Here is a 12,450-nt window from a genome sequence, read left to right as displayed (position 1 = left end):
CTTGAAGCGGATGGCTGGAACGCATCTTATTGGTGCGCGCCAATGCGATGACTTGCTGCTCCACGATCTTGCCGAGGCCACCGTACGGACGCGCGGTTGCCCCAGTCAGCGTCCCGGTCCGTCAGAAGCGAAGCAATCACCTTGACGCTGCGCGCTCAATAATCCGTCTCCACATACAGGCCGCAGCTGTGCCGAGGCAAGGCCCGAGGCGATCGCCGCAGGCGTCGAGAGAACGAGCGCGCAGGGAGATCGCGATCAGGATCACCGCGAAAGCACCAAGATGCCCGGAGATGGTGCCGATATTGGCGGCAAATATCTGGACGATCAGCGCAGCCGTCACCAGCGGGATCGCAAGGCCGACCCATTCGGAAAGCCGGGCGAACAGGGTGCCGGACAAAAGCCTTTCCAGCGCAAAGCGCAGTCGTCTGCGGCGGCGGCCTTTTGCGCCGGATTCCTGACCAATGGCGGCTTCAACGGCTTCGGTATGGCCTGTCGGCGGTGCTCTATCCGGTCGAGATCCGCTCGACAGGGATCGGTTGGGCCATGGGTGTCGGTCGGCCGGCAGCCGTTCCCGCCGTCGCCTCGAACGAATCGTACATCTTCCCAAAGTCGCGGTATTGGCGTGCCGCGTGAAACGCTTCGGGATGCAACGTCACAATATTTGTTGAGCCGCCAGAGCTGTTTCTTTATGCCGCCAGAGCGTTTCCGTCAGCACCCAGCGGTTCTGATGGGCCATCTGGTACTGCGGCCCAGAGGTGCTGGTATCGCCTGCCAAGGCGCCGATCGACTGACACGCCATTCGGTTTTGCGACGAAAAATTGCGTCTGCTCGCTTGATCATAGCGTCTCGACACGAGCGGCCAGGTTGCCGCCCGCGGAGCAACTCGCGCTTGGCTTAGATGGCGATGGACGAAATGGGCGATGGACGAAATCGGCCAACCCACCGACCGAGGCCGATGACTGCATCCCCCGAAACCGAGAAGGCCGAGCGGATCTGCGCATGGCTGGCGACGAAGCGGGCGAAGTCCTGGCGACGTCGAACGAGGAATTTGCTGCGTGGTGCCCCGAAGCGAGGCTCAGCTGGCCGTGCGGGGCGGCGAGGTTGGACGGCGGGCGTCTGGGGTGGGCGCATTTCGGTCGTGATATCGGACATGTGAACACAAATACTGGTCTTGGCAGGGCGCAATATGTAACAACGGCGTGGAAAAGGTAAACCAGCGAAAGCGACCCGCCTCGTGACCAAATGACGGAAGTCGGTCTGTGCGCGAGACGGGCATCAGGCAAGCTCCTTTTCGGTGGAACGCGGGGCGGTCAGCTGGAACATCGCGTTGACCAGCGCCGCCGTGATCGTGCCCATGGCGAGGCCGTTCCCGAGGATCATCTGGCTCCATTGCGGGAACTGGGTGGAATGCCGGGCCTGCGTGTGAATGTCATAGACGCCCGCGAGCCGAGCGCGCGGATGGGCAGCGATGTTTTCCGCGTGCATGCGGCCGATGCGGCCGGTGCCGAGGACAGCGATTCCTGTCATGAGTTCCTCCCGAAATTCGTTTCGCAATCTCATCATGGTGATCGCACCGTGGTCTTTGCCGATTGAAGAAAGGAAAAGTCATGAACGTCGAAGATCTAAGGAAAACCCCGGAAGGCTACTTCACCACGCGGTGGGGCCTGCCCGAATACACCGACTGGATCGACGAGGGGATGTCATGCCAGGCACAGCGGCACGTCCGATATGAAAGACGCACCGCCGTAGCGAAGAACCGTCGCTCGCCCGACCGCGGACATATGCGTGCCGTCTCGTGGAGAACCGAGAACTCGTCGGCGATCTCGGGAAGATCTGTTGAGACGCGGGTTCGGTATTGATCGACGCGTTCACGTCCTGCTCGACCGTGAAGGCTGGGGCATCAACGTCAAGAAAGTGTCTCGATCTCACCAATCGGACTGGGCATGCGCTCAGGCAATGACGCCAGAAGGATGCGAGATGCCTGGCAGAGCTTTCCGCCAGGATCGTTCAGCACTTGCGAGAGGAAAGCGCTGTCTCAGGGTTCTGGGACAATCAGGTAAGCCAAGAGGAGGCCAGGCGCTGGATTTTCCAGCATCTCGACAACTGCAGCATCTTCGATTTCGGTGACTTGGACGCGATTGCACATCCGTTTGATGGCGACGTCGACGGGCACGAGATTATGCGTCAGTCCGAGCTACCTGCGCCATGATCTGTTGCGACTACTCTCAGATCATCCGCATCAAGTTTGTTGGCGTAGCTGAATTTTTCGTCGCAAAACCGAATGGCGTGCGATATCGCTATCAGTCGATCGGCGCCTTGGCAGGCGATACCAGCACCTCTGGGCCGCAGTACCAGATGGCCCATCAGAACCGCTGGGTGCTGACGGCAATCCAGCATCGCGGAAGAGCCCGGAGATTCTGATATCTGGACGCGCATATCGGAAATCCGCTATAAGCCTGGGATGTCTAGATTGGGTAAGGTTCGTTTTGCCAACCGCCTCCGTGAGCCACACATCCTCATCTATACGACGCCGACCTGCCCAGACTGCCATGCACTCAAGCATTGGGCTGGCCCTGCAGGCGCGCCAGAGGAGCGTAACTCTGAGGGCGTCGGGTAATGCTTTTTTCGCCGAAGACTGCCCCATCGAGAACACGTCAAGGGGGGCCAGGGTCGCCATCGCATTAAAATGATACGGCGACAACCCAGAGATAAACTCTTTCCATACCACGACGGGACTCGTCAAGGCTCTACCTTTACCGCCGCAAGCGGATCGCTGAGAAAGGGATCGGATGTTTCAGCCATTCATCTGGGGTCCGCAGGGCCAGCAACTGACGCCGGATCAGGTCGAGCGGCTACGTCAGCAGTCTGCGGCCGCTGCGGCTCGGGCATCGGACACTAGCCCCATTGGTCACTGGTCAGCATTGTCGCTGGTCAGCAGGGTTGGCCGACGGCCTGATCCTGGCACCCGCGCGACGCCCAGAACGACAGGAGATGACGATGGCCTGCAAGACGATGACGATGATGCGCTTCACGCCCCGCGGTTACGGTGGCACCCGCCGCGACCCCGATCAGGTCCGGCGCGATGGCTGGCACGAGCTGGCGCTGCTGGCGGCTCGGGGAATTGCGCTGCACGACGGACAGGTTTTCCCACGTCAGGTTCGGGCAGAGCGTGCCTTCCTGGGAAATGGCACGGACGCCGGCCTGCAGGGGACCGTCGGCACCGGGATAGACCACACGCCCGTCCGAAGGCGCGAAAAGGCCGGTGACAAGGTTCACCAGGGTCGATTTTCCCGCCCCGTTGTGGCCGACCAGCCCCAGGCATTCGCCGGGGCGGATGGCCAGGTCCACACGGTCCAGCGCCCTGCGCGCGGCAGAAGCGTCGACGCCGCCTACATGCCGCCCGCGGCGCCGGGCTTTCTCGTCGAGCATTTCGAGCCCTGGCGGACCGCCACAACAACTCAGCTTTACGGCTGTCTTGTCCGATAACAGGTACCCCCCATCGGCACGGGTTCGCGACCGTCGCGGTGGCCGAGGATCTCGCGGCCTTCGCCTGGTCAAAGCCTTGTCGCAGGCCCGCCCCCGATGGTTGATGCGGCGATGGCAATGGCATCGGCAAGCCCGCTTGTCTCGACATCGACATAGTTCACGCCGTTCACCCGGATGGGCCGACGGCAGTGGGCGTTGAATGAAATCAGCCGGTAGCTGCGATGCGAAGAATCGCGGCGCAGGCTTGCGCATCATGTCACGGTGGCGACCGAGATCAGCATCCGGCGCAGGAAATACTGCATCAGTTGCTTTCCCTCGGCAGCGCCGCATCCAGCGCGCCGAACACCCGGCGTCGAGCGCGACGGTCACCAGGCCATCGGAGGCACAGAGTCGGTGTCGCGCCGTGCCCCATCGAAGCGCTTGCCGTTGGTGTCCACGACCTGGAAGACCTGTCCGGGCGATGCATCGATGCCCCATCATCGACATATTGTGAAACCATTATCTCGACCGCTCGCCCGTCTTTGCAATGAGGGGCTTCATGATCCGACATAGCGCTTGCCGGTCCTTGTGTCGGTGATGAGGTAGATGCCCTTGATGCTTTCGAGAGCGGCCTTCCAGTCAGGGCGGCTGTTGCTTACCAGGGCTTCAAGCTCCGCGAACGACAGGTCGATGTCGTCGCAGGCGCACCGCTTCGCCGAGCGCCGGGATCTTCCACGTCGCGCCGGGCGTGACAAGGTCACACCCGTCGAAGCCAGCGCCCGTCCGTAAAGGCCGTACATCGGCCGGTAATGCACCGGCTGCGGGGTCGAGATCGAGGCGTTGGGATCGCCCATCGGCGCTATCGCGATCATGCCGCCGAGGATCACCAGCTTTGGCTTGGCCAAAGAATGCCGAGTCTCGCAGAAGCACACCCGTCGCCCATGAAGCGTGGCTTCCCGGCCGTCATGGCCGCCGAACTTGCCCTTGTGCGTGCCCGCGGTGACCATGATGATCTCATGGGCTTCGGAATGGAAATGGTGATGCGGCCACATGCCCTCGCCGGAGTACCAGCTGGCCATCCCCGGCCAGGAAAATCCGCTTGGTGCCGTAACTGTCCGCGACCAGCTGACGGCGGACCCAGGGCAGCAAGGAGAGGATCTCGAAATCGAACTCCTTGCCGACCGCCCGGATGATGGCGGCCCGCATGACCTCTTCGGAATGGGTCTGCATCCTGTCGTCATGGCTGCAAATCTCGTGCCGCGCGATCCCGACCGAGTCGTCGGGGCTGCAGCACGATCAGCGGCGCGGCGATGAGGTGCATCTAGTGGAGCGGGATGTGCGCGTGCATCCTGTCATGTGCCGGGGAGCGGCTCGTAGTCATAGGAGCGCGTTTCGTCGGGTTGCAGCATCGGCTGTGGCAGATCCGGGACGCCATCCTGCTCGTTGGGCGGGATCTGGCCATGCCAATGGATGAGGGTCGGCACATCGGCAATGATCTCGTAGGGTTCCTCTGAGAAGCGCTCTAGGAAGATCGCAATGTCGCGCTTCTGGCCTTCCAAGCCGAGGCCGCTTTTGCCCTGCTCGGCGGTGCTGACGCGGGTGTAGACCACATATCGTTTCATGTGACAGATAAGCTCTCGCTGGTGAACAGACGTGGCAGCGCTTGCGGCAAGAAAGCCGCCGGTAAGTAAGTGTTTTTCGAGCTTTTCTTTGTAAATCTGTATTTATCATGCATTTCCAGAATATGAGTCTGCCTTTTTCAGTCACTGGTTTTCAGCGAGACTGGGATTGGGAGGGCGTTCATCGCATGGGTTGCTGACGCCCGCTGAGGCCTATGATAACGCCAAGGGCGAGATAGCTGAATCGCACGGCTGCCTGACATAAAACCCATGCCAGAGCATAGCGAAGCGGCAAACAGCTGGTCGAATAAATCCGTACCAATCTCTGTATCAATTCCGAAGTCTCGGGAGAGGGTATTCCGTGCCATCCGGCGTCTTCGTGTTTTTGGATGGGGGACCATATACCGCTGAGGGGTTACGGTGGCCATGCGGGCGCCGTGCGCCGGCAGAGCCGACGGCACTCGTGTCGAGGAGAAGATCATCGCACTGCGATGAGCAGACGTCGCTTCGGCGTCAATACTCCTTGTCAGACAACATTCCGCGCATCCTTGGCTGGATGAATCTTATATGTCGCAGACCGCCGCCGCGCATCATTGCTGACGCACCGCGGCGGTTCCTACATACAGCGTCACTGGCCGCGCGCGGCGAGCCATTCCTGCACAGACGTGGGTCATCGTCTTAGGCCTCAATGACCTTTTCATCGGATTGCACTTCCGAGGGCACGCCCTCGGCGATCTTGACGCCGTGGTCCAGCACCACGATCCGGTCGCAAAGCCCCATCATGAAGTCGATGTCGTGCTCGACGATCAGGACGGTCATGCCGTTCGTGCATACGCGTAATGGCGCCGATGTGAGCCTCGTGGATGGCGTTCCGGAGCCGGCATCGAATACCCCGGCAGATACGGGCTCATGTATCCGAGCTTCAGTTGGCTTGACGATGATTGGGAAATGGCCGTCAAGCGACGGAGGTGGGACAGGATGGACTCCTTTCGGAACATGCATGATCTTGCTCTTGTGCGTGCCGGGGACAATGCAAAACATTACGGTTTTACCGCCGCGCAGCCTCTGGATCTCTGGCGGCCTTTGCGGCAACCCTGGGCGGGGCGGGTCGGGGGCGGTCGGATCGACGCCTGTTTCTGCCATTTCGCGTGCGGCGCTGACGGCATCCGCGATTTTTTGCCTTCGCTCTTCAGCTTCCCTGAGCTTCGCCTTTGGGTCTCGCGTTCGCATGCCGCATGTTGGGCGTGATCCGCGCAGGTATCAGGGTGTAGAGGAAACGAAAAGGAATTTTTAATTGACTCCGCAGGTTGTTGGAAGCGTCTAGCAGTACCGGAGGAAATAATGAGCGTTCATGACCAGGACAGCTTCGAGCTGGGACAAGATGAATGCAGCGATTTCCCGCCTATCGAGGGATGACCTGCGCATCCTGCGTCGGCCGTGTCGAGAGAGCCCTGAAGGCCGTCCCGCGTCGCCAAGCGGCGCAATCAGGCGACCGAGAAGGCCAGCATCACGACGAACGACACGGTTGAGCGCATTGCGCACGTCAAGGCCGTCGAAAATGCTGCCGATAAAGTGCCAGCCAAATTCAGTGAACCACAAACTCTCCGGTAAACTCCGATCGATGGCATTGACCTGCGCTCTTGTGTGGGGCGGGTGGAAAAGGCCAATCAGAACTGCGCAACGCTGCCGATGCCAATCGCCGTGGTGAACGTCTATCGAGCATGTCGCATTACGGAGTGGCGCTGATGGACCGAGCGGTCGTCGGAAGGCCGTGGCGGACGCAGGCTACGCGGTTTCGGCATTTCGACCAGCCCGAAAGCCGGCTGGTGCTGGCCGCCCGGCACCTCGCCTTGCCGACGATCCGCAGCGAAAAGGCGCTCAAGACCTTTCTGCGCGGGGCGCCGGCGAACATCCTGCTGCGCTATCGCCACGATCAGGGCGTCTCGGGAACCGCCGCTGCTGCGGCCACGTCGCGGCATCGCGATCCCGGGCTACGAGGCGAAGGTGATCGCTTCGCGCCGGGGCGGGCCGGCGAGGTCGATGTCGTGCCGTGCAGAAGGACACGAAGCATTGGCTGCGCGTCTTCGCCGAACAGGACGTGCCGGCCGCGCCGGTCTTCAGCCTGGACGAGTTCCTTCAGGATGGGCAGGTGGCCCATAACCGGATCTTCGGCATGCGAAGTCGACTCGCATGTCGGCCGACGACGCGGTGCGGCGTGGGCGGCACCGCCATCATGATCCACGGCGGATCGACCTGCTTTCACTTCGGCTGCCGCATCGCACATCGCAACCTGCGCGTCTTCACGAACTCGATGCCGCTGGCCGCCTACCTGTCGGAATACGGCACCTGCCTTCTGACCGTGGGACGCTGAACAATTTCCTGCAAGGACGGGCTGTTCTTCCCCGTCGAGCCGTCAACTGCATCGCGCTGCACCATTGGGGGGATTCGGCAGCGACAATCGTCTGGCGGACTTCAGGCCAGACCGCGCGTGTCCGCCGCGACGGCAAGACGGTCGCGCCGATGATTCGGTGCTGTCCGGCGACATCGCTTAGGGGATGCCCTCTTGCGCTTCGTATCCGGTCCATGGAAAGTCATCCGGGCTGACGCCAAGTCACGGCGATATCACCGGCTGACCGATCCCGGTGTCCTGGATGCCGAGGGCAAGCTGATCGGCGGCAACAACATGGCGGCGGTCCATCTGGCCCATGCGGTCGGCGGCAACACTTCCTGCGCTGGTCATCCGCGTCGTCGCGTAGCATCTAGCGGTCGCCGCCGATCCAGGCGCTGGTCGACGCGCGGGACAGAACTCGTGCCGGCGGTCTTGTCGTCGCAGCCCTCACCTTCGCTGCATGGCTCCATTTCGGCCCGTCGCCTGCGTGACCTGCCGCTGGTCAATGCCGTCGCACGTGCTGACACGGATGCACCTGCCGATGGGTGACGGAATACACCGACTTCTATGCCTCGCGGAACCATGCCTTCAACGTGGGCGTGCTGTTCCGGGGGGAGAACGCGCTGCCGCCGCAATGGACGCATGTGCCGTCGACAAGACCGGCGCGCTGACCGAAGGCAAGGGGACTGGCTGCCCTCGCGGCTGGTCATCATCGGCTTCGACAGTTTCGAAAGGGCGAAGGCCTGGGGCGCCTCGAAGTCGGAACATGCGATGGCCAGCGCCATCGTGGATGCGGCCGAGGTCGGATGGCATTGCCCTCCCGTCATCGTCGGATTCAAGCAGTTCCGGCTTCGGCGTGAGTCCGTTCGACGGAACCGCATCGAATCGGCGCCGATCGCTACATGGTCGAGCAGGCCATGACGGTCGCGGTGCTTCGTCCAGGTTGCCGAACGTCTGGGCAACGAGGGCAGGTGCCGCTCTTGCGGCATCGACGGCAAGCTGGCGCCGGCATCGCCTTGGCCGACCCGATCAGGGAGACGACGCCGGCGGCGATCATGGCATTCACGACCGGCCTGAAGTCGCGATGATCACCGGGACAACAAGCGCACGGCCAAGGTCATCGCAGCTCGCCAGGGCACGACGAGGTGGTGGCGGAGGTGCTGCCGGTCGCCAAGGTCGACTCGATCCGCCGGCTCAAGGCCGAGCATGGCAAGGTCGCCTTCGTCGGCGACGGCATCAACGACGCTCCGGCGCTGGCCGAGGCGGTGTGGGTCTCGCCATCGACACGGGCCGGACCGCCATCGGGCGGCGACGTGGTGCTGATGTCGGGCAGCCTGACCGGGGTGCCGAAAGCCATCGCGCGGTCCAAGGCGACGATCGTCACATCGATCTGATGCGTCCCGGCTGCCATCATCGGAACGATGTTTATGATCCCGGTCGCCGCCAGATCGCTATCATTCCCAACGCGGAACCTCGTCGCCGGTCTGTTGGCGCCGCCGCCATGGCCCGCGATGCGTCTTCGTCCCGGCAATGCGCTCCGGCTGCTGAGGGTCGCGGAGAGAATACCGGTCGACATGGGCAGGGACATGGGTCGTGATGAAGATGCTTGCCGGAAGGTTGGACGGCAGGTTCTTCAGGATCGTCCAAAGCACCTGATCCGCTACAACGAGCAGCCAGGTTATTGCCCGGAATGTCGGACAGAACAACGGTCACTACCCCCGCCGGCCAAGCCGCCAAGGCCAGTCTGCCGCCCTTGACGCATGACAGATGCTTGCGCACCGTGTTCATGGCCGAGATCGGCGACCCCAAGCCCTGGCGCGCGAGGCGACACGCCCAAAAGCGAACTGCGCGGCGCGTCCAGGGAAATGGAGAAGTCCATGACCGAGCAGGAACTGAAGGACATGGCCCACACCAAGCGCAAGGGCAAGCCCGAGCACAAGGGCGACTGACCGCTTCCAGATCGCGGACGCGCCTTGAGACCGATCAGGACGATGAGATCTTTCGATCCGGCCTCGGTCCGGCGCGGTCAACAGCGTTGCTAAAATAGGCACGCAGGACAAATACTCCCGAGGAGCGAAAAGATGAAAGATCTGACCCGGTGCGTCCACTTGCCGCCGGTACAGGACGGGTTCGCAAGTCTGGTTCCCGCCACCCATCGGCCTCGAGGATCGGGCTTCCGGCGAAACATACCAGTTCAACGCCGCCCGCCCGGGAAGTGCATGACGCAGCCACCACGAATTGGGACTGCTGGCGGTGTGCCGACGACCATGAAGTCGTTTGCGCCCTGCGCCTTGGCGCGCTCGCCCGGCGTATAGACGTCGACCGACAGCCCGGCGCTCCGATGCAGCAAATGACCGCCATATCCTTTGCGCGGGTTGCCGAGGGGGCTGTATATCAGCATCGCGCAGCATCGCGCGAATTTGCCGAATGGTCGCGTCGGTGAATATATCCTTCGCGCACAAAAGCTGATTGAAAATGCTCTTGCCGAAGCGTGTTTTGCGGCGGACGGTGACAAGCTGCGCGACCATTGCCAGTAGAGCACTGGGTTCCGAGTGCTACGCTGTCGACCGCCGCGGCCGGATTCCATTGGGATCGGTGCGCTCACGAAAGCCATGAGGGGCCGTGCCCGACTGCTCGATGGCGGTCGCCATCCATTCCAGCGGATATCAGGATCTGGATCAGGGAACGGCCGGAGCTTTCCGACGCGGATTGCGAAGCGGATTGCGGCGTGCGCAGCATCAACAGCCTCGGGATCGACAACAACGGAAGCGCCGTCGTGGCTGGGAAGTGCCGACATAGGGCCGTTCTGTGGTATGAGTCGACGTTGATCCGATGACGAGATCACCGATTACAGCCGCGTGTCGCAGGAACGACTGAAGGAGTTGCTGGATCGTTCGAAGCTGCCTTCGGCAGGATCGGCGGCAGCTATGCGATAGGTTGGACGTAAACCGGAGCCGGCGGTCAAGCAGCCGACGCAGAACAGTCGCAACGCGATCGAAGATGCCAAACGCCGCGATGGTCCCGCCAAGGCGATGACAACTGGCTGGACATCGCCAACTGGACGCTGTCGGCTCTGCTTTTGCCGAAGCGGCAGGGCAGCGTGCCGACGTGGCCGAGATCGAAGGCCTGACCGGCGCGCACGAACGAGGTCGGCAAGCTGCTGGCCGACCAGGCCGCCGAGCGGCATGACGATCGGCGCGCTCGATCCTCCGAGCGCCTGCGCGGCAGTAAGGCGGTGATGTTGCGCCGGTCTGTTCCCGTACCGTCCATTGGACCTCTCACGGCTTTATTGGGCTGGTTGTGTGTGTCTTGGGTTTTGCGGACCTACACTTGTGGCTACTAATCGCGATCTCCAGTACACCGCATACCGGCCAGGCCCGGCTGAGATGAGAACAACAAAAATTCCAAGCAGATCATCCTGTCGCTCAACAGGATCGCCTGGCAGGTCGCGAATGCAGCCTGCTGTCGCGGACGCGCTCCGTTTTTTACCATCAGCCACGCGGTTAAAGCCGCGCTCTCGAACGTGAAGTTCAGGTGTTCATCGCACCGCCAGTTGCTCGAGGAGGCGATCGCATCGGGCGATGCAGACCTTCAGCGCGCAATTCGGTGCCTGGGTGGACGTGCTCCAAAGGAAACATTAGATCGTCCATTGACACGTCAGAGCGTTCCGTCGGTGAAGACGGGCTGCCGAATTTTCCTGATGCCGCGCTGGAAAACCATACCTGCCCCTCCGGTTTTCAAGCGCTCCTTGATCTGCCGTTTTCAGATCGGGAGGCGACGGGTTGACGATCACCATCTGCGACCTGCGCCGAGGCGGACGGCTGAAGGTCAAAGCATCGGCATGTCTGAACGACCAGTCCGGCGGTCTTCATCGGCGGCAAGTCGGTCGGCGGACGCTGCGCTGACGGGGTTTCGCTGGCGGCAGAGCCATGCCGTTGCGAGCAGACGATCCCAGACACCGGCTTTCCGCCAGCGACCGAAGCGATTGTCGCAGGTTGTCGGCGGACCATAGCGTTCGGGAACCTCGGACCACGGCGATCCCGTACGAAACCGTCACAGGATACAGATCAAGCCTTCATGCCCGTCAGAAACTGAAGGATCGTGGAAGGCTTCGCGCCATGTTCCTGAACTACGTCCTTCTGGCGCAGCGATGGGTCCGATATGCCTACATCACCCTTGCGCGGCCAGGGGGTCGCCGGCGTCCTGATGATCTCCGGGCCCTGCTGTGGGTCTCGATTCCGTCGGGACCGTGCTGGCGGCGGTGCTGGCCGGGCCGGTGATCGGCGGGCTGACCGGGTTGCTGACCAACCTGCTGTGGGGGCTGCTGCAAGGGCCCACTGCGGCCTTCTTCGCGCCGGTCGCCATGATGATCGGCATTGCGGCGGGCCTGCTTGCCCGTGCGGGGCTGTTCCGAACCTGGTGGCAGGCGGCGATCACCTGCCGGCGCCACACGGCTCGGTGGTGCTGGGCGTCGAGAAAGGGGTCAAGCGCCTGTCCGATGTGGATCAACATGATCCTGGCGGTCGTGCTGCTGCTTTTCGTGATCCTGACCGGGCCGACCTGGCAGATCCTGACCGGCTTTTCGGCGATAAGCATGTGGCCGCCTATGGCGCATCTTCATGCTGGCGACGATGCCGGGCATGTTTCCGGTCCGCATCGTGCATATTGTCCCGATGTGCTTGTTGACCGTCCTTACAGCTGGGATCATTTTGGTGCGCTCGATCCCAAGCATGATCGATGACCGCCAGTTTTCCTCTGGCGATGCAGGTACCCATCACGTCGGGAGCCCCTTGCATGGGCAGTGTGGCCAACCTGTCGGTCGCGCGCTTGCTGGCGTTCGTGTCAATATATTGATTTCTGCCTAGTGTCGCGAGCTCGAGCAAATGCAGGCTTTTTCTAGCCGGCTGAACGATGTCGTCTGGGACTTGGTTCGCATGCGGTCAACCTGGCCTGTCCCTGTATTTGCTATGGGAAGCG

17 protein-coding genes and 1 pseudogene are annotated in these 12,450 nt (G+C 62.1%); 8 read left to right on the top strand and 10 right to left on the bottom strand.

What is annotated here, in order from left to right; genetic code table 11:
• Positions 1-136: 136 nt before the first annotated feature.
• From DPM13_RS20345 to DPM13_RS01390, 7 genes are all read right to left on the bottom strand, one after another.
• Positions 137-397 (bottom strand): hypothetical protein, encoded by a 261-nt coding sequence (locus DPM13_RS20345; protein ID WP_189654806.1) that lies wholly within the window; start codon positions 395-397, stop codon positions 137-139.
• Positions 398-1,275: 878 nt separating this feature from the next.
• Positions 1,276-1,527 carry a Gfo/Idh/MocA family oxidoreductase gene (locus DPM13_RS21840; RefSeq protein WP_223252273.1) on the bottom strand — a complete coding sequence of 84 codons (252 nt, stop codon included), beginning with the start codon at positions 1,525-1,527 and terminating at the stop codon, positions 1,276-1,278.
• A gap of 1,404 nt (positions 1,528-2,931) precedes the next feature.
• Positions 2,932-3,348, bottom strand: coding sequence for an ATP-binding cassette domain-containing protein (locus tag DPM13_RS01410; protein WP_262983230.1), 417 nt, complete (start codon positions 3,346-3,348; stop codon positions 2,932-2,934).
• A 674-nt stretch (positions 3,349-4,022) separates the two neighbouring features.
• The gene (locus tag DPM13_RS01405; protein ID WP_112887304.1) at positions 4,023-4,472 is read right to left on the bottom strand and encodes a GIY-YIG nuclease family protein; all 450 of its coding nucleotides are present in this window, start codon (positions 4,470-4,472) and stop codon (positions 4,023-4,025) included.
• 7 nt (positions 4,473-4,479) lie between these two features.
• The gene (locus DPM13_RS01400) at positions 4,480-4,695 is read right to left on the bottom strand and encodes a hypothetical protein (protein ID WP_189654805.1); all 216 of its coding nucleotides are present in this window, start codon (positions 4,693-4,695) and stop codon (positions 4,480-4,482) included.
• Positions 4,696-4,817: 122 nt separating this feature from the next.
• The gene (locus DPM13_RS01395; RefSeq protein ID WP_317616359.1) at positions 4,818-5,075 is read right to left on the bottom strand and encodes a multicopper oxidase domain-containing protein; all 258 of its coding nucleotides are present in this window, start codon (positions 5,073-5,075) and stop codon (positions 4,818-4,820) included.
• Between the two features lie 687 nt (positions 5,076-5,762).
• Positions 5,763-5,903: an ABC transporter ATP-binding protein C-terminal domain-containing protein gene (locus DPM13_RS01390; RefSeq protein ID WP_223252272.1), complete on the bottom strand. Its 141-nt coding sequence runs from the start codon at positions 5,901-5,903 to the stop codon at positions 5,763-5,765.
• A 566-nt stretch (positions 5,904-6,469) separates the two neighbouring features.
• Here DPM13_RS01390 and DPM13_RS26455 point away from each other — a divergent pair.
• The 6 genes from DPM13_RS26455 to DPM13_RS25605 all read left to right on the top strand — a co-directional run bounded on the left by DPM13_RS26455 (position 6,470) and on the right by DPM13_RS25605 (position 8,867).
• Complete coding sequence (locus DPM13_RS26455; RefSeq protein ID WP_223252271.1) at positions 6,470-6,613, top strand: heavy-metal-associated domain-containing protein; 144 nt, start codon at positions 6,470-6,472, stop codon at positions 6,611-6,613.
• A gap of 521 nt (positions 6,614-7,134) precedes the next feature.
• Positions 7,135-7,455: a hypothetical protein gene (locus DPM13_RS20340; RefSeq protein ID WP_189654804.1), complete on the top strand. Its 321-nt coding sequence runs from the start codon at positions 7,135-7,137 to the stop codon at positions 7,453-7,455.
• A 192-nt stretch (positions 7,456-7,647) separates the two neighbouring features.
• Positions 7,648-8,022: a hypothetical protein gene (locus DPM13_RS01375; RefSeq protein WP_112887303.1), complete on the top strand. Its 375-nt coding sequence runs from the start codon at positions 7,648-7,650 to the stop codon at positions 8,020-8,022.
• Positions 8,019-8,144 (top strand): hypothetical protein, encoded by a 126-nt coding sequence (locus DPM13_RS24650; protein ID WP_262983380.1) that lies wholly within the window; start codon positions 8,019-8,021, stop codon positions 8,142-8,144. The genes DPM13_RS01375 and DPM13_RS24650 overlap by 4 nt, the downstream gene beginning before the upstream one ends.
• Complete coding sequence (locus DPM13_RS26450) at positions 8,116-8,394, top strand: DUF1330 domain-containing protein (RefSeq protein WP_189654803.1); 279 nt, start codon at positions 8,116-8,118, stop codon at positions 8,392-8,394. The genes DPM13_RS24650 and DPM13_RS26450 overlap by 29 nt, the downstream gene beginning before the upstream one ends.
• A 227-nt stretch (positions 8,395-8,621) precedes the next feature.
• Entirely contained in the window at positions 8,622-8,867 is a 246-nt protein-coding gene (locus DPM13_RS25605; RefSeq protein ID WP_317616358.1) for an HAD family hydrolase, read from the top strand.
• 31 nt (positions 8,868-8,898) lie between these two features.
• Here the strand turns inward: DPM13_RS25605 and DPM13_RS25600 are convergent, their stop codons facing one another.
• Entirely contained in the window at positions 8,899-9,261 is a 363-nt protein-coding gene (locus DPM13_RS25600; protein ID WP_112888669.1) for a DUF4147 domain-containing protein, read from the bottom strand.
• Here DPM13_RS25600 and DPM13_RS01355 point away from each other — a divergent pair.
• Complete coding sequence (locus DPM13_RS01355; protein WP_112887300.1) at positions 9,234-9,422, top strand: DUF3008 family protein; 189 nt, start codon at positions 9,234-9,236, stop codon at positions 9,420-9,422. The two genes, DPM13_RS25600 and DPM13_RS01355, sit on opposite strands and share 28 nt — an antisense overlap.
• Positions 9,423-9,667: 245 nt before the next feature.
• Here the strand turns inward: DPM13_RS01355 and DPM13_RS19570 are convergent, their stop codons facing one another.
• Together DPM13_RS19570 and DPM13_RS01340 are read right to left on the bottom strand one after the other, a co-directional pair.
• The gene (locus DPM13_RS19570) at positions 9,668-9,874 is read right to left on the bottom strand and encodes a hypothetical protein (protein ID WP_145963298.1); all 207 of its coding nucleotides are present in this window, start codon (positions 9,872-9,874) and stop codon (positions 9,668-9,670) included.
• Positions 9,875-11,415: 1,541 nt separating this feature from the next.
• Positions 11,416-11,526: pseudogene (locus DPM13_RS01340) on the bottom strand (transposase); the annotation flags it as partial.
• A 172-nt stretch (positions 11,527-11,698) separates the two neighbouring features.
• Here DPM13_RS01340 and DPM13_RS01335 point away from each other — a divergent pair.
• A complete protein-coding gene (locus DPM13_RS01335) occupies positions 11,699-12,214 on the top strand; it encodes an ECF transporter S component (protein ID WP_112887298.1) in 516 nt (171 codons plus the stop codon).
• Positions 12,215-12,450: the final 236 nt, after the last annotated feature.

The organism is Paracoccus mutanolyticus, assembly GCF_003285265.1.
Taxonomy (GTDB): Bacteria; Pseudomonadota; Alphaproteobacteria; order Rhodobacterales; family Rhodobacteraceae; genus Paracoccus; species Paracoccus yeei.
This window is presented reverse-complemented; position numbering and strand designations above follow the sequence as displayed.

Coding starts and splice junctions, on each gene's coding strand:
- DPM13_RS21840 (WP_223252273.1), bottom strand. CDS start 1,527: ATGACAGGAATCGCTGTCCTCGGCACCGGCCGCATCGGCCGCATGCAC.
- DPM13_RS01405 (WP_112887304.1), bottom strand. CDS start 4,472: ATGGTCACCGCGGGCACGCACAAGGGCAAGTTCGGCGGCCATGACGGC.
- DPM13_RS01400 (WP_189654805.1), bottom strand. CDS start 4,695: ATGCAGACCCATTCCGAAGAGGTCATGCGGGCCGCCATCATCCGGGCG.
- DPM13_RS01390 (WP_223252272.1), bottom strand. CDS start 5,903: ATGACCGTCCTGATCGTCGAGCACGACATCGACTTCATGATGGGGCTT.
- DPM13_RS26455 (WP_223252271.1), top strand. CDS start 6,470: ATGCAGCGATTTCCCGCCTATCGAGGGATGACCTGCGCATCCTGCGTC.
- DPM13_RS26450 (WP_189654803.1), top strand. CDS start 8,116: ATGTGCCGTCGACAAGACCGGCGCGCTGACCGAAGGCAAGGGGACTGG.
- DPM13_RS01355 (WP_112887300.1), top strand. CDS start 9,234: ATGACAGATGCTTGCGCACCGTGTTCATGGCCGAGATCGGCGACCCCA.
- DPM13_RS25600 (WP_112888669.1), bottom strand. CDS start 9,261: ATGAACACGGTGCGCAAGCATCTGTCATGCGTCAAGGGCGGCAGACTG.
- DPM13_RS19570 (WP_145963298.1), bottom strand. CDS start 9,874: ATGCTGATATACAGCCCCCTCGGCAACCCGCGCAAAGGATATGGCGGT.